The organism is Azospirillum sp. TSO5 (genome assembly GCF_003116065.1).
Taxonomy (GTDB): domain Bacteria; phylum Pseudomonadota; class Alphaproteobacteria; order Azospirillales; family Azospirillaceae; genus Azospirillum.
Window position 1 is genome coordinate 158,419 of sequence record NZ_LGQY01000032.1, and the last position, 21,437, is coordinate 179,855.

Here is a 21,437-nt window from a genome sequence, read left to right on the forward strand (position 1 = left end):
GAACATAGGGAACCGCCCTTCACCGCCGCCTTGCGACCGGATGAAAGATATTTCAGGCAAGGAAACGACTCAGTCGCCGATCAGGTGCAGCGCGATCTCGCGCCGGTGCGGCCGGGCGCGGTGTTCGAACAGGTAGATGCCCTGCCAGGTGCCCAGCGCCGGCTCCCCTTCCATCACCGGGATCGACAGGCTGACGCCGGTCAGGGCCGAGCGGATGTGGGCGGGCATGTCGTCCGGCCCCTCGGTGGTGTGGGCGTAGAGCGACGGGTCCTCCGCCACCAGACGGCGGAAGAAGCGCAGCAGGTCGGCCTGCACGTCGGGGTCGGCATTCTCCTGGATGGTCAGGGATGCCGAGGTGTGGCGGCAGAACACCGTCAGCAGCCCGGTGTCCATGCCCTGCTCCGCCACCCAATGCCGCACCTGGGCGGTCACCTCGACCAGCCCGGCGCCGCGGGTGGGGACGGTCAGCGTCGTGGCGGCTTGTCGCATGGCTTTCTCACTCCGTCTTTTTCACTGGCTTGGCTCCGCGGGCAAGCAATACCAGATGTCTTCGCCCTAACGGATTTGCCGGGATGATTTGTGCCGGCAAAACTGTTGTACCGGGACGGCAAGGAAGGAAGAGCGCGCATGGACATCACCGGCACCCACAGCGTCCCCGGACCGCGCGACCGCGTGTTCGCGGCGCTTTGCGACCCCGGGGTGCTGATGCGCTGCATCCCGGTTCTGGAAGAGATGGAGCGGCTGTCCGCCACCGACTATGCCGCGCGGGTGCGCACCACCCTTGGGCCGATGAAGGCGCGCTTCTCCGGCCGGCTGCGGCTGGAGCCGGAGGACGGCGCCCACCGCTACCGGCTGGTCGCCCAGGGCAACGGCGGGCTGGCCGGCGCGGTGAAGGGCGAGGCGCTGGTGGTGTTGGAGGAAGCGGACGGGTGCACCCTGCTGACCTACAGCCTGTCGGTGGCGCTGGGCGGCGCCGTCGGCCGTCTGGCGGTGAAGCTGGTGCAGGCCAAGACCGACCGCGTGCTCGCCGGCTTCTTCGAACGTTTCACAGCGGAGATCAGGACGGAGATCACGGCGGAGATCGACGGGCCAGCCGGCTGATGCGGCGCAATGCCGCAGCGCCGGCAGGCGAGCAGCGCCTTTCGCAGGTGCAGCATGATGGGTCAGAATAACAGGCGTCGCGGGTGCTCTTTGCCGGTGGAGATGCCGAGTGGTCCTGTCCCAGCCCACTGCCCAAACCCCTGCCCAAACTCCCGCTGCTGACGAGGGCGCCGCCGACCGCCTGATCTTCGGCCGGATCCTGGCGCTGGCCACCGCCGATCCGGTGCGGACGATGCCCCAGGCGCTGGCGCTGACCAAGGCGGATCTGGCGGAGCTTGCCGCGCGTCATGCGCCGCAATTCGCCGACTGGGTCGCCGCCCTGTCCGACGGCGACGAAGCCGGCGAGGACGCCATCGAAGAGGCCGATCTGCGCGCCTTCCTGACCGAGCATGGCGCGCGGGGGGCCGACGAGGAGCGCTGGCTCGCCGCCATCCTGGCCCGCCGGTCGCTGGAGCCGAACCATCTCTGGCAGGATATGGGCCTCCACGACCGCGGCGAACTCAACCTCCTGTTCCAGCGGCATTTCCCGGCGCTGGTGGCGATGAATGCCGGCGACATGAAATGGAAGAAGTTCTTCTATCGCCAGCTTTGCGAGCGCGAGGGGCTGATGCTGTGCAAATCCCCCAACTGCGAGGTGTGCGACGACGTGGAGGTCTGCTTCGGCGAGGAGGCCGGCGATCCGCTGTCCACCCTCTCCCGCCTCGCGCGCGGCGGCTAACCGGGGCGGATAATGGCGGTCAGCGCGGCTGCGCGCCCAGATCCTCGAAGGTCAGGCCCTTGTCGGTGCGGCGGAAGCGGCCCTTGCCGTTGACGGTCAGCGGCGGCTGACCCGGCTGCGGCACGAAGGTGGCGGCGTAATAGCAGTCATATTGGCCGCCATTGTCCTGCCCGCCCTTCAGCTTCGCGTCGACGCAGCCCTGCTTGCGAAATTCGCCGAAGGCGCGGAAGCCGGCATTGCCCTGCCGCTCCAGCGTGCGGCGGGTGTGCGCCTCCACCAGCTTGCGCATGTCGCCCTCCGACGGCTCGCCGGAGCAGGCGGCGAGCAGCAGCGTGGCGAGCAGGATGGCGTACCTCACCGTCCCCCCAGCAGACGGTCCACCCGCTCCTTCAGCGCGGAGAAGGAGGGCGGCTTGACCACGAAGCCGTTGACGCCCAGCGCCATCGCCTGCTTCACGATCTCTGATTCGGTGTGGTTGGTCAGGAACACCACCGGGGCGCGCGGGTTGGCGGCCTCCGTGCTGGCGCGCAGGCGGGCCAGGAACTGCAGGCCGGATACCGGCTTCATGTCGATATCGCAGACGATCAGGTCGGGGTTGACGCGGATCGATTCCCGCATCGCCGTCTCGCCGTCCTCGGCCTCCGCCACATCGCGGAAACCGATCTGGCCCAGGATCTGAACGATGGTGCGGCGGACGAAGGGCTGGTCCTCCACGACCAGGATACGATGCCGGGAATAGTCGATCACCTGCATGTCCATCCGCAATCCTCCGGCCAGATCACCGCTTCCCACTGATACCGTCCGAACCGGCGGCCGGCAACCGATGCTCGGTTACCATGGAGTGGAATATGGTTTTGCTTCTGTAAAGTTTTCGACAATTTGCGCCGCGCGCCGCTATCCGCCGACCTGCACCCGCCCGGGGAACAGGCGCTCCAGCACCGCGCGCAGACGATCCATGGTCAGCGGCTTGTGCAGGCAGTCGTCCATGCCGGCGTCGCGGCACTGCGCGTCGTCCTCGGCATCGGTGCCGGCGGTCAGCGCGACGATCGGCACGCGGCCGGCCTCCCCCGGCAGGGCGCGGATGGCGCGGGAGGCTTCGTGGCCATCCATCACCGGCATCTGAACGTCCATCACGATCAGGTCGAAGCGCTTGTCCGTCGCGGCGGCCAGCCCCTGCGCCCCATCCTCCGCCGTCGTCACGCCATGGCCCAGCGCCTTGAAGAAGCCGGCGGCGACCAGACGGCCGATCGGGTTGTCCTCCACCAGCAGCACCGACAGGGCGGCCGGCCGCTCCATCCGGCGGACGGGGATGCGGATGACCATCCCCTCCCCCGCCCCGCTTTCCGGACCATCGGGCAGCAGGCGCCCCCGCAGCCGCCGCAGCGCCGGCTGGATCGCCGCCAGCAGCAGCGGGCGCAGCCGCGCATCGCCCCGGCGCCGCACCGACAGCTCCGCCCCGTCGTCGACCGGGCGCACCGCCAGCGACACCGAAGCTCCCGCCTCCGCGGTCAGCAGGGACAGCAGCGCCCGCAGTGCCGCGGCATCGCCGGTGAAGCACTCCTCCGCCCCGCTTTCCACCGTCACCGCCCCGACACCGTCCGCCAGCGCGGCGAGCGTCAGGCTTTCCTCGACAGCGGCCTCCCGTCCGACTGGGCGCAGGGCCGAGCACGTGGCGCGCAGGGCGGCCCCCGCCGATTGGACAGCGATCAGCCGCTCCTGCTGGCGCGGCAACAGCGGCGATTCCAGCGCGGCCGAGGTCAGCGCCATCATCGGATCGAGCGCCGCCACCACCGCGTCCCCCGCGGCATCGAGCAGCGATTGCGCCTCTCCCCGTGCCCGCTCCGCCTCGGCTAGCGCCACGCGCAGCCGGTTCTCCCGCATCTGCCGCCGGCGGGCGGCCGACACCACGGCCCGCAGGCACTCGGCAGTGACCTCGCCGGCCGGCAAGGCGTCCTGCGCCCCGGCCGCGATGAAGCCCGCGACCTCATCCCGCGCATCACCCCGGCCCTCACCCTGGCCCTCACCCTGAACGTCCGGCAGCAGCACCACCACCGCCGGTGCCGGGTCCAGCCGGGCCAGCGCCTCGACCGCCGCCACGGTGGGGGCATCCAGCAACACCACCGTCTCGCCCGACGCCGCACCGCCGCCGCGCAGGCGGTCCAGCGCCGCGGCCACGGTCTCCACCCGCGCCGGCGCTCCGAAGACCGGAGCGTAGCGCCGGGCAAGCGCCGCCTGCGAGGACACGAGAAGAACCGGCTCCGGGGTCTTCGCCGTTGCAGCCGCCACTTCAGTCGTCCGCTGGGTCAAGGTTCCTTCGGTCATTTTTCCTCGACGATGCCCTCAGCTCGCGATCGAAATGGGGCCGGACGCGGCGGCGAAGGCCGGGCCCGGATAGCCGTCGCTGACGACGATGCGGTTGCGGCCCGCCGCCTTCGCCTCGTAGAGCGCCCGGTCGGCGCGGCCCAGCGCGCGTTCGATGCTGGAATCCTCGTCGCCGCACAGGGCGACGCCGATGCTGACGGTCATGCGCAGGCATCCATGCCTATGGTCGCCGGGGACGATCGGCACCTCGGCCAGCGCCAGACGCTGACGCAGCCGTTCGGCCACCTCGGTTGCCGAAGCCAGCGGAGTTTCCGGCAGGATGATGGCGAACTCCTCGCCACCCAGCCGGCCGATATGGTCGGTGTCGCGCAGCTCGTCGCGGCAGACCTCCGCCATCCTGACCAGGGCATGGTCGCCCACCGCATGGCCGTGAGTGTCGTTGATCGCCTTGAAGCGGTCGATGTCCAGCATCAGCACCGACACCGCCCGGCCATAGCGGCGCAGCCGCGCCATCTCGACCTCGGCCAGCTCCATGAAGCGGCGGCGGTTGCTCAGCCCGGTCAGCGGATCGGTGGTCGCCATGCGACGCAGTTCGCTCTCCACCCGCTTGCGTTCCGACACGTCGCGGATCACGGCGGTGAACAGCAAGCCATGGGCGTGGTGCAGCTTGGCGATCGACACCTCCGCCGGGAATTCCTGGCCGTCGGCGGTCAGGCCCACGACCTCGCGGCGGTTGGTCATCACCTGGGCCTGGGTCTCCGACACGCTGAAATCGGCGATGTGCGCGTCATGGTCCGGCCGGAAACGTTCGGGGATCAACAGCGACAGCGGACGGCCCAGGATGTCGTCGGCGTCATAGCGGAACAGGCTTTCCGCCGCCCGGTTGAACAGGGTGATGTTCAGGTTGGCGTCGGTGGTCAGGATGGCGTCCTGCGCCAGCCCGATGATGCCCTGCAGCCGCTCCTCCGACAGGCGCAGCTCCTCCTCCAGCCTTTTCCGGGCCATGGCGTGCTGGACGGCGCGCCACATCAGCGGCCCGTCGGTCTGCCCCTTGACCAGATAGTCCTGGGCGCCGTGGGCCAGGATATCCAGCGCGAAATCCTCGTCGTCATAGCCGGTCAGCACCACCAGCGGCAGCGACGGTGCGTCGGCATGCAGGCGGGTCACCGTCTCCAGCCCGAAACTGTCGGGCAGCGACAGGTCGAGAAGCACGACGTCGCAGGCATTGCGGTGCAGCCAGGCCCGCGCCTCCTTCAGCGAGGTGGCGCGCGCAACGCTGGCGCGGCGGGCATAGGGCGTCAGCGACCGGGTGACCAGCCGCGCGTCGGCATCGTCATCCTCGACCAGCAGGATGGCAGTGCGGCCCTCCTCCTGGTCGGCAGTGTCGGATAAGGGCGGCTTGCCGGATAAGGCGATGGACATGGCGGACCTCCCTCACCGTGGCAGCCGGACGACACGGAACCAGTATTCCTCGATGCTCTTCACCGCATCGAAGAAGGCGTCCATGTCCATCGGCTTGGTGATGAAGCTGTTGGCGCCCAGCAGATAGCTGGCGTTCACGTCGCGGTCGACGTCGGATGTGGTGAGGATCACCACCGGAATGGTCTTCAGTTCGTCGTCCGCCTTCAATTCCTGCAGCACTTCGCGGCCGTCCATCCGCGGCATGTTGAGGTCGAGAAGGATCAGGTCCGGGCGGGCGGCGCCGGCGAAGGAGCCCTGGCGGCGCAGATACTCCATCGCCTCCACCCCGTCGCGGACATGGCCGACGTTGCACAGGATGCGCCCGTCGCGCAAAGCGCGCTTGGCGAGGCCGGCGTCGGCCGGATCGTCCTCGACCAGCAGGATCTCGAAGGGGGTGGTCAGGTCCTGCATCAGGGGAATCCTCGGAAGGCGGGGGCGGGCAGATGGATGGAAAAGACGCTGCCGATGCCGGGGCTGGAGGCCACGGTGATGCGGCCGCCCAGCCGCTCCACCATTTTGCGGGCGATGGACAGCCCCATGCCGGTACCGGGATGCTCGTCCCGCGAATGCAGACGCCGGAACACCTCGAAGATCTGATCGCGGTAGCGCGGTTCGATGCCGATGCCGTTGTCGCGCACGTCGATCACGTCATGGCCGTCGGCCCGCCGGTGGGAAATGTGAACCTCCGCCGCACGGTCGGGATGGCGGTATTCGATCGCGTTGCCGATCAGCACGATGAAGATCTCGCGCAGGCGCCGCTCGTCGCCCTGCACCTCCGGCAGGTCCGCCGCCGTCACGGTGGCCCCCGCTTCGGCGATGCGCCGCTTCAACGCGGTCAGGGCGGCCTTCAGCGCGTCGCCCGCCGGCACGACGACGCCGCCCAGCGGCACCCGGTCCTCGGCCAGGAACAGCTGGACGTCACGCAGCAGCATCTTCAGCCGTCCGGCGCCCTCGACGATCTCGCGGATGAAGCCCTCGCTCTCCTCGTCCAGCCTGCCCTTCTGCTGCCTCTCCAGAAGCTGGGCATAGCTGGCGATGGCGCGCAGCGGCTCCTGCAGGTCATGGGCGGCGGCATAGGCGAACTGTTCCAGCTCGTTCTTGGTGCGGCCAAGCTCGGCGGTGCGCAGGTCCACCTGCCGTTCCAGCGAATAGCGGCGGCTGACCGCCATGAAGGTGATCGCCTCGGTCAACAGGGCCAGCAGCAGGAAGGCGGCCTGGAACCCGCGGAAGGTCGGGTCGGCATGGGCAAGCGCCTCCCAACTGCTGCGGGGTGCCAGCGCCAGTTTCCAATGGCCTTCCGGCAGATTGATCCGCTCGATCAGCGGGTCGTTCCGCAGCGCCGATGTGTCGCCCGCCACCCGCTGGCCGGCTTCCGTCACCAGGGCGAAGCCCAGATGCGGCGGCACCCGGTCGAAGCCCACCTCGTCCAGAATGGCGCCGACGTCGAACACCAGCCCGACGGCGCCCCACGGCTTTTCCGGTCCATAGACGATCTGACGGGCGATCAGCCCCTGCCCGCCCTGCAGCAGGCCGACCGGTCCGTGGATGGTCACGTCGCGGCTGATGATGGCGCGCTGCACGGTCTCGGCAAAGCCCGGACGGGGATCCTTCAGCAGGTCGTTGCCCAGGACTTTCGCGTTGCCTTCCACCGGATAGACGATGCGGACGACGAAATCCGGAGCGGCGGAAATGTTGCGCACACCCACCACCGAGCGTCGCAGGCTTTCCGCATAGCGCGGGAACTGCTCGGCGAGATTGCCGGCGCCGGACGCCACCTCGACGAAGGCGGTCAGGCCGCGGACCAGGGCGAGACGCTCGTTCAGCGCGCTGGACAAGGTGCCGGCCAGCGAGGAGGCGGTCATCGCCGCGCCGGCGCGGTATTCGGCCACCTCGATGCGGACATAGACGTCGCTCATCCAGAGATAGCCCAGGGCCAGCACCAGCGTCACCGCCGCCTGAAGGGCGGCAAGCTTCCAGATGCGCCGTCCGGCGGACAGCAGGCGGCGCAGAAGGACCGGAAACGGCCGGCGCAGGACGGGCGATGGCTGCACCGTCATTGCGGGCTCGGGGCCTCCCCGCCCTTTTTCCCACCTCTCTCCACCTGTCCAACCAGGGCCGGCAGGACCATGCGGAACAGGCTGCCGCAGGGACGCCCGTCCCCGCCGCACAGATCGTCCGCGTCATCGGCAGGAAGGTCGTCGACCCACAGCCGGCCGCCGTGATGCTCGACGATCTTCTTGCAGACCGCCAGCCCGACGCCGGTGCCCTCATACTCGTCGCGGCGGTGCAGCCGCTGGAAGATGCCGAAGACACGCTCGCGGTCCTCGGCGGCGATGCCGATGCCGTTGTCGCGGATGTCGATCCGCCAGACCGCGACGCCGTCCTGCCGATCCGCCGCCACGGCGACGCGCACGATGGGCGGACGGCCGGGCTCGCGGTACTTCACCGCGTTGCCGATCAGGTTCTGGAACAGCCGCATCAGTTCGTTGTCGTCGCCGGTGACCGTCGGGGTCATACCAACGCCGGCCGCGGCCGGCGGCGCGCCGTCGCCGGCGATCCCGACGGTCACCGTGGCGCCGGCGTCCTGCACCGCCACCTCCAGGTTCAGCAGCGCGAGACGCAGCGGTTCCTCCAGCGGCACCGGCCGGAAGGGCTTGGCCTTGCGCCCGACCCGCGAGTATTCCAGCAGGTCGACGATCAGCCGGTCCATGCGCTGGGCGCCGTCGCGGGCGAAGTCGATGCACTCCCGCCCCTCCTCGTCCAGCGACGTGCCCAAGCCGCGCTCCAGCAGGGTCAGATAGCTGGTGATGACGCGCAAGGGCTGGCGCAGGTCGTGCGAGGCGACGTAGGCGAAGGCCTCCAGCTCGGCATTGGATCGTTCAAGCTCGCGCGTCTTGCGGCGAAGGGCGTCGGCGGCCAGGCAGCGTTCGGTGATGTCGTGGATCAGCGACATCAGCATGGTGCGGCCATGCACGACGATGTTGCTGATATAGACCTCGACATCGCGAAGCTCGCCGGAGGCCAACCGGTGACGGAACTGGAAATGCCGCTGCCCGGCGCTGCCCGCGTGATGCAGGTCCCGCTCCACCTCGGCGCGCGGGGCGGCATTGATGTCCTGGATGTGCATGCTGCGCAGCCGGTCGAGCGGATAGCCGTAAAATTCCGCCGCCGCCGGGTTGGCGTCGACGATCCGCCCGTCCGCCGGGTCGACCAGCAGCTTCACCGCGCAGCTGGCGACGAAGATTTGCTCGAACAGTTGCTGCCGTTCCAGCAGGGCCTGTTCGGCATGCTTGCGTTCGCTGATGTCCATCACTGCGCCGACGATCCCGGCCGGCTTGCCGCCGGTCCGGCAATAGACCGCCTTGGAGAACAGCACGTCGCGCAGCGTCCCGTCGGCGCAGCGCAACTGCGTCTCGTAGCTCTGCGGCTTCTGGTCGGCCAGCAGGGCCTTGTCCACCGCCTCGTCGGCCTCGGCGATGTGCGGCGGGGCGAGATCGAAGACGGTGCGGCCGAACAGCGCCTGCCGGTCGATGCCCATCCAGCGTTCGAAGGCGCTGTTGGCGTCGACGTAATGGCCCATCACGTCCTGCACGAAGATCGGCACCGGCACCGTGTCCAGCAGCACGCGCTGGAAGCCGGCGCGGTCGTTCAGCGCCTGTTCGGCGCGCCAGCGGACGGTGACGTCCTCCACCACCCAGACATAGCCGCGCCCGGGATCGCCCGCCTTCACCGACCGGCCGATCAGACGGCAGCGGATGTCGGCGCCGTCGGCGCGGCGCATCACCACCTCCTCGTCGAACTGGCCGCCGGCCTCCATCCGGGGATAGGCGCGCCGGCCCACCTCCTCGAACACCCCGTCGTTGCCGTAGATGACGCGGGCGCTGCAGCCGACGATGTCCTCCAGCCGGTGCTGGAAGGTGGCGGCCACCGATTTGTTGACGCGGCGGATCACCCGGTCGCGGTCGACCAGCAGGACGCCCACCGGCGCGTTGTCGAGAATGGCGTCCAGCTGCAGCCGGCTCTCGGCCAACTCCTCCTCGATGCGTTTGCGGGCGGTGATGTCGACATGGGTGCCGATCATACGGGACGGGCGGCGCTCCGCATCCCAGCTCACCACCCGGCCGCGGTCGAGGATCCAGAGCCACGCCCCCGACTTGGTGCGGACCCGGTGCTCGCATTCATAGACCGGACGCTCGCCCGACAGATGCGCCGCCAGCGCCGCCTCGACCAGCGGCAGGTCATCGGGATGCACGCGGGAGCGCCAGAACTCGACATGCGGCGGCACCTCGTCCGGCGTGAAGCCCAGCATCGTCTGCCATCGCGGGCTGTACCACACCGCGCCGCTGGCCATGTCCCAATCCCACAGCCCGTCGCCGGCGGCGTCGGTTGCCTGATACAGCCGCGGAACCGCCGATGCCTGCCGGCCGCGCCGCCAGCGCAGGCGGGTGCGGGGCATCCGTCCGGTCCCCGACGTGGTGTTCGGCGGCGTGGTGTTCGGCGGCCTGGCAATCGGGGGGCCGGCGACGGTCTGGAGGAGTCCCGACCGCGACGCGTCCTGCTCGGGACATTCCATCAAGGGGGACAAGGTTGTGGTGTTGACCATGGATGCGGCCGGCCCTCGATTCCGTGCAAGCGGCGGGACGCGTGAACGAGCACAGGATCCCGGCGACAAGCCCAATAATACTCCTTCACTCCCTAAGGTCTCCCTTGCGAAATTGTCACAGGGGAGCATCCCTCAACCTAGGGGAAGGAGAAGACACGCAAAGTTCCGCGTCGACCACTGTTGGGAAGGCGCCGGATACTGCCGGAACTGTTCAGGCTGCCACGTCGACCGGCGAACGATCCTTCGTGGCGATTTCGACGGCCCGATCGAAGTCGCGCGACATCGTCTCGCCATCGAAGGCGAGATGGATGCGGTTATGCTCCACCGCCTTGACCGCGACCGTCGCCTCGGCGCCGTAGCGGTCCAAGCGCAGCTTGCCGGTGGCGCCCGCCAGCGAACGGCCGTCGGTTGCCGTCACCGGGTCGATCATCGCGCCGCCGATCGACAGGTTGCGCACGGTCACCGCCAGACGGTCTCCGCCGATCAGCAGTGTCCCCGTCTCTTCCACCTGATAACGCGGCTTGCGCCGGCGGTCGGCGTCGCCGGTGGAGGTGCGGACGATGCGGACCAGCACCTTGCGCAGGCTCTCGATGGAGCGGGCGACGTCGCCGGAGCCGTGCTTGACCTGGGTCGCCTGCTCGCCGGTGCGGTCGGCCTCCTCCGACACCGCGGCGATGCGGTACGACACCTCCTGCGCCGCGGTGGAGGTCTCAACCACGTTGCGGCTGATCTCCTGGGTGGCGGCCGACTGCTCCTCCATTGCCGCAGCGATCGAGCCGGCGATGTGGTCGATCTCGGCGATGGTCTGGCCGATCGCCTCCACCGCCTGCACCGCCTGATCGGTCACCGACTGGATGGCGGTGATCTGGCGCGTGATCTCCTCGGTCGAGGAAGCGGTCTGGTTGGCGAGGTTCTTCACCTCCTGCGCCACGACGGCGAAGCCCTTGCCGGCCTCCCCCGCCCGCGCCGCCTCGATGGTGGCGTTGAGCGCCAGAAGATTGGTCTGGCCGGCGATGGACTGGATCAGGTTCACCACCTCGCCCACCTTCGCCACCGTCTCCGACAGGGAGCGGATGGTGGCCTGGGTGTGGTGGCCGCTTTCCACCGCACGGCGGGTCACCGCGCTGGAATGGGCGATCTGCGAGGAAATCTCGCGGATCGAGGCGGCCAGCTGCTCGCTGGCGGCGGCGACGGTCTGGGCGTTGGCCAGCGCCTGGCCCGCAGCCGACGCCACGGTCTGGGCGTTGATGCTGACCCGCTCGGCCGAGCCGGACATGCCTTCGGCGTCATTGGCCATGGCGCCGGTGCGCTGGGCCACCTCCTCCACCGCACGGCCGGCCTCGCGCTCCACGGTGGAGGCCATGGACTCCAGCGCGCGGCGCCGCTCCTCGTCGGCCTGACGGGCGCGTTCGACGCGCTCCTGCACGGCGTAGCACAGCCGGGCTTTCAACCCGCGCAGCTGCCCGGCGATGGGATGGAACTCGACCGCGGTCGGCAGGTCGATGATGTGGGTCTGGTCGTTGCGGGCGATGGCGTCGAAATCGGTCGAGAAGTCGGCAAGCGGCCGCCGCACGGTGCGCAGCAGCATGAAGCCGCAAAGCACGGCCGCCACCAGCACCGCCAGCCCGGCGGCCACCGCGAAGACCAGATGCCAGCGGAAATCCCCCAGCGCCCCTTCATATTCGCCACGGGCAACGGTCAGCTGCAGCTGCAGCAGGTCCTTGTTGGTCTGGAAGGCGGCCTGGAACAGCGGGTCGATGCGGTCGCGGACCATCACCTCCAGCCGCAGCGAATCGCCCTGGCGCGCCAGCTCCACCGCCGGCTTCAATCCTTCGTTCAGGAACGCGGCGCGCTGCCTGGCGAAATGCTCCGCCAGTTCCTTCTCCTCAGACGTCAGATGGGTGGTGAGAAACTCCGCCCACAGCCGGTCGATGGTTGCGGCATTGCCGGAGATGCGCTGCTCCCGGCCGGTGATCACCTTGGAGTCGGTGCCGTCGCGGGTATCGATGATGAGCTGCTGCAGCGTCTGCACATTGTCGCGCATATGGTCCAGGATCTGGCCGATCTGCACGGCGGGAACCGTCCGGTCCTCATACACCGTCTTCAGCGACGCGTTGCTGTCGGACATGCCGCGCAGCGTGACGCCGCCCACCACCAGCATCGACAGGACCATGAAGGCGAAGATCAGGGTCAGCCGCCCGGTGATGCTGGCCACCCAGCGCCGCAGCGCCGCAGCACCGCCCCGCGCCACCGCCTGTCCCTCACGCACCGAGAGATGGCGCGCCCGTCCTTCGCGAATGTCGGCGTAGAGCCGTTCCGTCGCCGCCACCTGCTCGCGCGACGGCTTGGTGCGGATGGAGATGAAGCCGGTCACCGTCCCGTCCTCCACCACCGGGGTGACGTTGGCGCGGACCCAGTAGAAGTCGCCGGTCTTGGTCCGGTTCTTCACCAGCCCTTCCCACGGCCGGCCGCCCTTGATCGTCGCCCACAGGTCGGCGAAGGCCTCCTTCGGCATGTGGGGATGGCGGATCAGGTTGTGCGGAGACCCGATCAGCTCGTCTTCGGCATAGCCGCTGATGTCGACGAAGGCCTTGTTGACGAAGGTTATGCGGCCGCCCGTGTCGGTTCTCGACACCAGCAGCACGCCGTCTTCCATCTCGATTTCGCGGTCGGTGATCGGTTCATTGAGACGCATGGACGGAACCTCGTCGGGCAAGGGGCAGGTTCGGCAGCGCAAGGGATGCGCGGCCAGGATGCGGACCAGGGGAAAACAACATCGCCGGAAAAAAGCGATGGCTCGATACAGCTAACGGAATGGTATTTCGTCTACTCTGGGTAGGCACCGCCCCGCACTGATGCAGATCAAGTCAGCAAGAGGTGTGCCATGCACGCACTGCCGGCCGAAAAGCGGACTTCCGGGATAACCCCAATGGACGGAAACACCCGAGAGGACGGGGGGATGCCGTCGCCCGGCGGGCGCCATATGCATTCAGCGTCGCAGTTTGCGAGAAAAAACGCATACGAGCCACCAAATTGCCAGATTGCAAAAGACTATATGGTGACTGGAGAATAAAGCCGGCTTTATCAGCGAAACGTCATAAAAGAAAAGCCCCTCTCTCGACTTGAGGGAGGGGCTTTCAACACTGCGACAGTTCGCCGCAGCATTTGCGGGCATGTACTATAGACGTAACGTAGTCAGGACTTCGCCATCAGCTGTTCCAGCCAATGGATGTCGTAATTGCCGTCGATGAAGGCCTGCTGGGCGATGATGCGGTCATGCAGCGGCAGCGTCGTCTGGATGCCGCCGATCACATACTCCTCGATGGAGCGGCGCAGGCGCATCAGGCACTCGTTGCGAGTGGTGCCGTGGACGACCAGCTTGGCGATCAGGCTGTCGTAATGTGACGGCACGCGGTAGCCGTCATAGAGAGCCGAATCGACACGGACACCCAGGCCGCCCGGCGCGTGATAGCCGTCGATCTTGCCCGGCGACGGGATGAAGGTCTCCGGGTTCTCGGCGTTCACCCGGCATTCGATGGCGTGGCCTTCGAAGCGGATGTCCGACTGGCCGTAGCCCAGCGGCGCGCCGGCGGCGACGCGGATCTGCTCGCGCACCAGATCGATGCCGGTTATCATCTCGGTGATGGTGTGTTCGACCTGCAGGCGGGTGTTCATTTCGATGAAATAGAACTGCCCGTCCTCGTACAGGAACTCCATCGTGCCGACGCCGCGATAGCCGATGGCCGCCGCCGTCTTGGCCGCCAGATCGCCGATGAAGGCACGCTGTTCGGCGTTCAGCGCCGGACTCGGCGCCTCCTCGATCACCTTCTGGTGCCGGCGCTGGACCGAGCAGTCGCGCTCGCCGAAATGCACGCAGGTGCCGTGGGTGTCGCCCAGGAGCTGGATCTCGATGTGCCGCGGATGGCCGAGATACTTCTCCAGATAGACCTCGTCGTTGCCGAAGGCGGCGCGCGCCTCGCCACGGGCCAGCTGATAGGCTTCCTTCAGCTGGTCGGGGTTGCGGGCGACCTTCATGCCCTTGCCGCCGCCGCCCGCCGCCGCCTTGATCAGCACCGGATAGCCGGTCTCGTGGGCGACTTTCTCCGCATCTTCCAGCGACGTCACCGGACCGTCGGAACCGGGCACCACCGGCAGCCCCTGTTCCATCACCGTCTTCTTGGCGGTGACCTTGTCGCCCATGATCCGGATATGCTCCGGCGTCGGGCCGATGAAGGTGAAGCCGTGCTCCTCCACCATCTCCGCGAACTGGGCGTTTTCCGACAGGAAGCCGATGCCGGGGTGGATGGCGTCGACATTGGTGATCGACGCCGCCGACAAGATGGCCGGAATGTTGAGGTAGCTGTCGCGCGCGGACGCCGGGCCGATGCACACGCTTTCGTCGGCGAGGCGGACGTGCATGGCGTCGGCGTCGGCGGTGGAATGCACCGCCACGGTCTGGATCCCCATCTCGCGGCAGGCGCGGTGGATGCGCAGAGCGATCTCACCACGGTTCGCGATCAGGACCTTTTCGAACATCGCCAAGGGAATGCCCCGCTTACTCGATGATGAGGAGAACTTCGCCGAACTCGACCGGCTGGGCGTCGGACACCAGCACCTCGGCGACGGTGCCGCCGCGCGGGGCCTTGATCGGGTTCATGACCTTCATCGCCTCGATGATCATGATGGTCTGGCCGGCCTTGACCACGTCGCCCGGACGAACGAAGGGCGTGCCGCCCGGCTCGGCCGCCAGATAGGCGGTGCCGACCATCGGCGAGGTGACCGCGCCCGGATGGTTCACCGGCTTGCCCGCCGGAGCCGCCGCGGCGGCGACCGGGGCGGCCGCCAGGACCGGGGCTGCCTGGACGGCGACCGTCTGGGCGGCGGTCGGGCGGGTGACGCGGATGCGCTTTTCGCCCTCGGCGAACTCGATCTCGCTCAAGCCCGTCTCACGCAGGAGGTCCGCCAGCTTGCGGACCAGATCGCCGTCGATGTCGAAGCTCGCCATGATGTCAGTCGTTCCCGTTTCCTTAATCGCGGTCGATGATGTTCGCGATGGCGTCCAGCGCCAGAAGATACCCGTGCGGCCCGAACCCGCAGATCATCCCCCTCGCCACCGGCGAGATGTAGGAGTGATGGCGGACCGGCTCGCGCTTGAAGATGTTCGACAGATGGACCTCGATCACCGGCAGCTCCGACAGGATCAGGCTGTCCATGATCGCGACCGAGGTGTGGGTGTAGGCGCCGGCGTTGATGACGATGCCGTCATTCTCCGTGCGCGCCTGCTGGATCCACGAGACCAGTTCGCCTTCGTGGTTGGACTGCCGGAAATCCACGGTCAGACCCAGCTGATCGGCACGCTCGTGGCAGGCGGCCTCCAGGTCGTCCAGGGTCATCGACCCGTAGATTTGCGGCTCCCGCACGCCCAGCATGTTGAGGTTCGGCCCGTTGAGGACCAGAATCGACGCGTCGATGGCCACGGCCCGCGCCCCTTTTCCATGATCGAAACCGCGCGTTTATAGCACGAAGCACCGTCCTGTCCATGGCGACGGGGGCCTATGGCGCGGAAAAGCGCGGCATCGAACCGGAAAATCGCCCCGGCCACCCCAAAGACCGCGCAAAACCGAGGGAAATCAGGGAAGAGGCTGAACCGTGTGGGCGGCCAGCAGCCGGCGATAAACCCCCTGCTGTTTCAGCGTCTTCAGCCCGTCGTTGAAGGCGGCGACCATCGCTTCGGCCCCCGGCGTGGCCCGCCCCACCACCAGATGCAGGGTCACCACGGCGAAGGGCCGCTCCGATACCCGGATCTCTTCGGCCAGACCGGCACGGGCGATCGCCGCGGCGGCGCTGTATTCGTCGATCACCAGGGCGTCGGCCCGGCCGGTCGCCACCATGCGCATGCAGGCGCCGAGGTCCGACGGCGTGTGCCGGGTCAACCGCCCCAGCTGCACCAGCTCCTCCAGCTCGGCCGGCAGGGCGTAGCCGACCGGCTGGCAGACCGTCCGCCCGCGGAAGTCCGTCACGCCGCCAGAGTCGCCGCCGGGCTTGCCGCCGGCGCCGCCGTCATGGAACTCCATCGCCGACCGCTTCGACAGATAGACGAACTGCCGCACCTCGATCACCGGGTCGGAGAACAGCACCTCGCGCTCCCGTTCGGGCGTGCGGACATAGGGGAAGGTGGCGAGGAAACGGCCCAGGACCACGCCGTCATAGCCCCGCTTCCACGGCATGAAGCGCACGTCGTAGCGGCGCCCGCCGACCGCGAAGGCCTGGCGGACCAGCTCCGTCACCAGACCGCCGCCCGGCAGATCCTCGCCGGTGTAGGGGGCATAATCATTGCCGGTCACCAGATCCAGGCCGGTGTAGGGCGTCGGCACCGGGCCGGATTGCGTCTCCAGCGCCGATGGCCGAGCCGGTGCGGCACACAGAAACAGCCCGGCCATGACGGCGCCAAGCGCCGCTCGTCTCACCCCGCCTGCCGCGCCGCCTGCCGAATCCCGCAAGTCCACTGGTCGTCCACCGGTGAGTCCCGCGCCGCCGTCCGGCGGGCGAGCGGAGATCTAACGGCCCATCCGTTGCACTGTAAAGGGTGGCCGAGGTCCTATGCGGGCCGCGGTCATTCCGCCGCGGCGGCCGGGCCGGGCGCGGCTTCCCGGGCGCGGCGGCCGGCCGGATCGGTGTAGAGGTCGTTGACGCGCTGGACATGCACCGCCGTCGCCTCGCGGATGGCGAAGATCGCCCGGCGCGCCCGCCCGCCCCAGCCGGCCGGCTGCTTGGCGAAGATCGAACGGAAGAAGCGCGTGTTCTTCAGGAAGGCCGCCCGCAGGTCCAGGTCGACGTCGCCGAAGCGGTCGCTCAGGGACGCGGCGATGCGGCGGGCAAAGAACTGGCGAATCTTGAAGTGCCCGGCCAGGAACAGCCCGCCCAGCAGCACGGCGGTGCCGATCAGGTGCAGCGGCAGCCCGCTGTCGCCGGACTCGGACAGCCAGCCGAGGAAAGCGCCGAAGCCGCCGCCCACCGTCTGGACCACCGTCCCCAACAGCGCCAGCAGCAGCACGCCCCAGACCGCGTCGCCGGTCAGCACGCGGCGGCGCCACGTCGCCATCGCCTCGCGCAGCTTGGGCAACACCTCGCCCTCCAGCTCCTTGGTCAGGCTGTCGATCGAACCGATGATGCGGTAGGCGCGGGCGACCTCCACCTCGTTGATGCGGGTGTGGATCTCGGCGAGGTCGTGGTCGCGGCGCGCCTCGTAACGGGCGCGGCGGCCATCATCCTCGATGTCGACGGCGGAGCGCTGGTCGTAGATGGCGTAGAAGCGGCCCGACACCAGCCCGGCCTGGGCGATGGCGCGCTGCCAGGCGCCGAACACCGCCTCCAGATTGTCCTCCTTGGCCGTGGTGTCGACCTGATTGAGGATGTAGCAGACCTTGCGGGCGTCGGCGCGGTTGACCGTCTTGGCGACCAGATGGCGCAACGTGTCCTGCATCGCGCCCGGTTCCGGATGGCGGGCGTCGAAGAACACCAGCACGAGGTCCGACAGCTCGACGATATGGTCCACCAGCCGCAGGACCGAGCGGCGCTGGTCGTCGGCGTCGAAGCCCGGCGAATCGATGAAGATCTTTCCCTTGGTCCGCGGCCCGGCCAGCGTCTTCAGTTGAAGGTAGTTGTCGATCCGCTTGCCCTCGCCGGCCGCCACCTTCTCGATCTCGTCGGCGATGCGATAGAAGGGAAAGCGCGGGTCGGCGTTCAGCGCGGTGCCGGGCAGCGCCTCCTTGCGGGTTTCCGGCCCGTGGCAGATCACGGTGAACTTGTCGTCAACCGCCTGATTGCCGGTGTTCTGCAGAACCTCGCCCAGATAGCCGTTGAGGAAGGTCGACTTGCCGGCCGAGAAGGTGCCGAGCACCGCGACCATCGGCCACCACGGAATGCGGGTGGTCAGCGATTCATGGCGGTCGATCAGCCCAAGCCCGGCCAGGATGCGGTCGAAGGCGCGGAAGGTCGGAAGGACCGGCAGCAGGTTGGGGTTTTCCGCGCGCAGATGGGCATCCAAGGCCGCAAGGCGCTGCTGAAGGGCTTGCCGGGGGGTCATGGGCGGGCGAATTCCACTGTTGCACGGGCCGGGAAGACGGGCCGGAGAGAGGACGGCGGCCCGAATAAGGACGGCCTTTCTCTAGCACGGGCGGGACCGGCACCGGACATGAAATCTCCCTCATCATCCGTGCGGAGACCCTGGCGGGGTCGTCCGACCGGGCGCGGGAACATGGCGGGCGGCCGTTGCGTTCCCTCGCGATGGACGACACCGACGGCGACCGCGACAGCCCCTCCACCTCCGTGCCCGCCGGGTCGGAGCAGGAGCATCGGCTGACCGCGGAGGAACTGGCTTTCCTGCTGCGCGACCCGATGCTGCAGGCGCGCGAGGCGGAGCGCGCCGCCCGCTCCAACCGCAGCCGCACCGAACGCCGCGCCGCCGACCCGGCCTATGCCGAGCGGCTGCGCGCCGGCGACCGCGAGCGCCAGCGGCGACGGCGGCGGCGCGACTCCATCGGCCGTCCCGAACCGCCGGAGCAGCCGGCCGCCGCCCTGCCCGACCTGACCCAGGCGCAGGCGGCAGAGCGGCTGGCCGAGCACCTGAACCGCAGCGCCTCCGCCCAGGCGGCGCAGCTGTGCGCGCGGCCCGACCGCATCCGCCTCTATGCCGAGGCTTTCGTCGCCTACCGCACCCTGTCGGCCGACGGTGTCCGCCCGACACGCGGCGCGCTGGCCGCCCTGCTGAAGTCCCGCTTCGGCCGCAGCGTCACTCCGTCGCAGGTTCAGAAGCTGCGCGACCATGTCGAGGGGTTTGCCGCCGCCGGTGGCCCCTGGGCGGTGCCGCCCGCTTCCAGGTCCACTGCTGCCCGGACGGGGATTGGCGGCAAGGCCGATACGGATTGTCACGCTCCACGGCCCTCGCGGCCCTGAATCCGCCCTGTCGGGTGCCGATCGTTGCCGCGAAAATATAGTTAATTATGTATTAACGATAGCCTGACCAACGATGCCGGCCCGTACTGGCTGGCCGCAGGCGCGTGACGCAGTGTATCGGCCTGTCGAACAGAAAGTTGTTCTGCAATCGTCCGAATATTTACCACAACCAGAAGCTTTCTGATCACCATTTGTGGCGGTAAAAACCCTATCCGGTCACGATCGTCGAATTCCTGTAAACAAAAAGCTATCGACCCAACCATTGGGCGAACCGGAAGATTCCGGCATTTCCGCAAAAGAGTTGAATGCAGGGATCGGACAAGCCCTTCTGGCAATTGATCCTCATCACCTGCGAAATAATACAAAGCTGTAACACGACAACTCTCGCGAATGCTGCGGCACCATCGATGCCTATCGGAATATGACGACCGCGCACCAATATTCGAAAGTTTTCTCTTGAACATCCCCAAGGAATGTGTGAACAATCTTTTCATTCTCGCAAAGAGAGGCTGCGGAAGACTGGGCATCGGAGACCAATGGACATGAGTGAACCGACGGCGCGCAAAAGAGGACGACGCGGATCGCCGGAATCCTGGTCCGTGGACGCCCATGTCGGGCAGCGCGTGCGGATGCGCCGGACCCTTCTGGGAATGAGCCAGGAAAAACTTGGCGAGGCGATCGGCCTGACCTTTCAGCAGGTTCAGAAATACGAGCGCGGCTCCAACCGCATATCGGCCGGAACCCTGTACCGTCTTGGACAGGTGCTGGATGTTCCGGTGAGCTTCTTCTTCGACACCTACAACGATGCCGGCGGCCTGCGCCGCTCGCGCGTCGGCTTCCAGGAGTCGGACGACGACGACACCCAGATCAGCCGGCGCGAGGCGCGGCTTCTGCGCCTGTGGCGCGCCGCCCCCTCCCATGTGTCGGACGAGATGCTGTCGCTGCTCTCCGCACTGTCACCGGAAATCAAGGAGCCGCCGGAAGGCCCCGACGAGGGCGAGGACGGCGATCCCGACTCCTCGACGTCCCAGGACCCGATGCAGTCGTCCGATGGTGGCAGCAGCCTGGCGGACAGTGAAATCGTTGCCGCGGTCCCGGAGAGGGAAAGCGCCCGCAAGGCCGGCCGCACCGTCCGCAGCGATGCGCCGCGGGTCAAGCCGGTGAAATCCGCCGACAACTCCAGCGAGAGCAAGGCGCGCCGCCGCCATGGCGCGGTTTGGGACCCGACCGACATCCTGCGTGCGACCAAGCCGTCGCCGCGAAGCTGAAGGCGACAGGGCGACAGGGCGACAGGGCGACAGGGCGACAGGGCGACAGGGCGACAGGGCGACCGACAGGCCGCCGGCACATGATCCGCATAGCAAAAAGGCTCCGCATCGGTCGATGCGGAGCCTTTTTGCTTGGAATGGCTTCTCGTGGAATGGCGCACCCGGGGTGTCGGCTGAGACAGCCGACGCTCCGATGCCTACCAGCTGCGAACCGGGCCGACGTCGAGATGGACGAAGCCGCTGCGCGGGTAATAGCCGACGCCGCCCGACTGCATCGACTTCGCCAACTCCGAGATGGCGCGCAATTGGGTGTCGGGCAGGCGGATGTCGATGGCCATGCCGCGGGTGTGATAGCTTTCCTTCGCCACCCCGCGCGACCGGCGCCGCGCCATCGCATTGGTGCGGCGGGAGCGGTAACCGCAGATCACTTCGAACGGATCGTCCGACCCGACGCTCTGGTGAACGCGGGCGAGCAGGTCGAACAGGCGCGGATCGTAACGGCAGACCTGCTTGGCCCGATGGTCGCGCAGAAGCACGTCCAGCTTGCGCAGCGCATCCGGCCGGTAATGGCCGTCGGCCCAATAGACGCCGTCGAACCGCTCATGCGTGTTGATGTTGTGCAGGCTGATGCGCCGGACGCTGCCGGCAAGGGGAGCGGCCTCCGCGCTGCCCGACCCCAGAAGGACCGGCGCCGTCGCCACACCCGTCGCCACGCTGGTGGCGACCCCCGTCATCAATCCCGAAGCGGCCGGAAGGGCCGACGTTACCGCCGCGGCGGCAAAACCCAGGAACCCGCGCCGACCGATGGCCGGAGCGGCACGCTCGTCATCCCCCAAATGCATCCCCGAACCTCGTCGTTTTACGTTTTTGGCCGTTCTACGCTGTGGCCGTTCGGCGTTTGGCGGGTCGCGTGGCGCCCGCGGCTGGTATAACCTTATGACCAACGCTGGTCCGAAGCGTCCCGTCTGGTGTGAATCGTCTCCGGACGGATATCCGTATAAGGAAGGTC

General features: G+C 68.1%; 18 protein-coding genes and 1 pseudogene. 4 read left to right on the forward strand and 15 right to left on the reverse strand.

Annotation, left to right across the window (positions count from 1 at the left end):
* Positions 1 to 69: 69 nt before the first annotated feature.
* Positions 70 to 489, reverse strand: a complete 420-nt coding sequence (locus TSO5_RS10245) for a secondary thiamine-phosphate synthase enzyme YjbQ (protein WP_109151483.1) — start codon at positions 487 to 489, stop codon at positions 70 to 72.
* Between the two features lie 138 nt (positions 490 to 627).
* On the opposite strand from TSO5_RS10245, the gene TSO5_RS10250 reads away from it, so the two are divergent.
* Both TSO5_RS10250 and TSO5_RS10255 read left to right on the forward strand, forming a co-directional pair.
* A complete protein-coding gene (locus tag TSO5_RS10250; RefSeq protein ID WP_109151484.1) occupies positions 628 to 1,101 on the forward strand; it encodes a carbon monoxide dehydrogenase subunit G in 474 nt (157 codons plus the stop codon).
* Positions 1,102 to 1,216: 115 nt separating this feature from the next.
* A complete protein-coding gene (locus tag TSO5_RS10255; RefSeq protein ID WP_109151548.1) occupies positions 1,217 to 1,819 on the forward strand; it encodes a nitrogen fixation protein NifQ in 603 nt (200 codons plus the stop codon).
* Positions 1,820 to 1,838: 19 nt separating this feature from the next.
* On the opposite strand, the gene TSO5_RS10260 is transcribed toward TSO5_RS10255, so the two are convergent.
* From TSO5_RS10260 to TSO5_RS10320, 13 genes are all read right to left on the reverse strand, one after another.
* Positions 1,839 to 2,177, reverse strand: coding sequence for a hypothetical protein (locus tag TSO5_RS10260; RefSeq protein ID WP_109151485.1), 339 nt, complete (start codon positions 2,175 to 2,177; stop codon positions 1,839 to 1,841).
* Complete coding sequence (locus TSO5_RS10265; protein ID WP_109151486.1) at positions 2,174 to 2,578, reverse strand: response regulator; 405 nt, start codon at positions 2,576 to 2,578, stop codon at positions 2,174 to 2,176. Before TSO5_RS10265 ends, TSO5_RS10260 begins: the two co-directional genes overlap by 4 nt.
* A gap of 135 nt (positions 2,579 to 2,713) precedes the next feature.
* On the reverse strand, positions 2,714 to 4,141 hold the full coding sequence (locus TSO5_RS10270) for a response regulator (protein WP_199230845.1): 1,428 nt from the start codon (positions 4,139 to 4,141) through the stop codon (positions 2,714 to 2,716).
* Between the two features lie 18 nt (positions 4,142 to 4,159).
* Positions 4,160 to 5,563, reverse strand: coding sequence for a diguanylate cyclase (locus TSO5_RS10275; protein ID WP_109151487.1), 1,404 nt, complete (start codon positions 5,561 to 5,563; stop codon positions 4,160 to 4,162).
* A 12-nt stretch (positions 5,564 to 5,575) separates the two neighbouring features.
* Positions 5,576 to 6,013 (reverse strand): response regulator, encoded by a 438-nt coding sequence (locus TSO5_RS10280; RefSeq protein WP_085089060.1) that lies wholly within the window; start codon positions 6,011 to 6,013, stop codon positions 5,576 to 5,578.
* Complete coding sequence (locus TSO5_RS10285; RefSeq protein WP_109151488.1) at positions 6,013 to 7,659, reverse strand: ATP-binding protein; 1,647 nt, start codon at positions 7,657 to 7,659, stop codon at positions 6,013 to 6,015. The genes TSO5_RS10280 and TSO5_RS10285 overlap by 1 nt, the downstream gene beginning before the upstream one ends.
* Complete coding sequence (locus TSO5_RS10290; RefSeq protein ID WP_158282392.1) at positions 7,656 to 10,058, reverse strand: PAS domain S-box protein; 2,403 nt, start codon at positions 10,056 to 10,058, stop codon at positions 7,656 to 7,658. The genes TSO5_RS10285 and TSO5_RS10290 overlap by 4 nt, the downstream gene beginning before the upstream one ends.
* 358 nt (positions 10,059 to 10,416) lie before the next feature.
* Positions 10,417 to 12,900, reverse strand: coding sequence for a methyl-accepting chemotaxis protein (locus TSO5_RS33655; protein WP_109151490.1), 2,484 nt, complete (start codon positions 12,898 to 12,900; stop codon positions 10,417 to 10,419).
* A 500-nt stretch (positions 12,901 to 13,400) separates the two neighbouring features.
* Positions 13,401 to 14,741, reverse strand: coding sequence for an acetyl-CoA carboxylase biotin carboxylase subunit (gene accC / locus TSO5_RS10300; RefSeq protein WP_109151491.1), 1,341 nt, complete (start codon positions 14,739 to 14,741; stop codon positions 13,401 to 13,403).
* Positions 14,742 to 14,760: 19 nt separating this feature from the next.
* Positions 14,761 to 15,210: an acetyl-CoA carboxylase biotin carboxyl carrier protein subunit gene (locus tag TSO5_RS10305; protein WP_109151492.1), complete on the reverse strand. Its 450-nt coding sequence runs from the start codon at positions 15,208 to 15,210 to the stop codon at positions 14,761 to 14,763.
* A gap of 22 nt (positions 15,211 to 15,232) precedes the next feature.
* Positions 15,233 to 15,682 (reverse strand): type II 3-dehydroquinate dehydratase, encoded by a 450-nt coding sequence (gene aroQ / locus TSO5_RS10310; protein WP_014247329.1) that lies wholly within the window; start codon positions 15,680 to 15,682, stop codon positions 15,233 to 15,235.
* 153 nt (positions 15,683 to 15,835) lie between these two features.
* Positions 15,836 to 16,645 carry a transporter substrate-binding domain-containing protein gene (locus tag TSO5_RS10315; protein ID WP_109151493.1) on the reverse strand — a complete coding sequence of 270 codons (810 nt, stop codon included), beginning with the start codon at positions 16,643 to 16,645 and terminating at the stop codon, positions 15,836 to 15,838.
* Positions 16,646 to 16,818: 173 nt separating this feature from the next.
* Complete coding sequence (locus TSO5_RS10320; protein ID WP_109151494.1) at positions 16,819 to 18,291, reverse strand: dynamin family protein; 1,473 nt, start codon at positions 18,289 to 18,291, stop codon at positions 16,819 to 16,821.
* Positions 18,292 to 18,476: 185 nt separating this feature from the next.
* Here TSO5_RS10320 and TSO5_RS10325 point away from each other — a divergent pair, with 185 nt between their 5' ends.
* Both TSO5_RS10325 and TSO5_RS10330 read left to right on the forward strand, forming a co-directional pair.
* Complete coding sequence (locus TSO5_RS10325; protein ID WP_247870687.1) at positions 18,477 to 19,160, forward strand: hypothetical protein; 684 nt, start codon at positions 18,477 to 18,479, stop codon at positions 19,158 to 19,160.
* Between the two features lie 542 nt (positions 19,161 to 19,702).
* Positions 19,703 to 19,954: pseudogene (locus TSO5_RS10330) on the forward strand (helix-turn-helix transcriptional regulator); the annotation flags it as partial.
* Between the two features lie 671 nt (positions 19,955 to 20,625).
* On the opposite strand, the gene TSO5_RS10335 reads toward TSO5_RS10330, so the two are convergent.
* Positions 20,626 to 21,270 (reverse strand): DUF882 domain-containing protein, encoded by a 645-nt coding sequence (locus tag TSO5_RS10335; protein ID WP_109151496.1) that lies wholly within the window; start codon positions 21,268 to 21,270, stop codon positions 20,626 to 20,628.
* Positions 21,271 to 21,437: the final 167 nt, after the last annotated feature.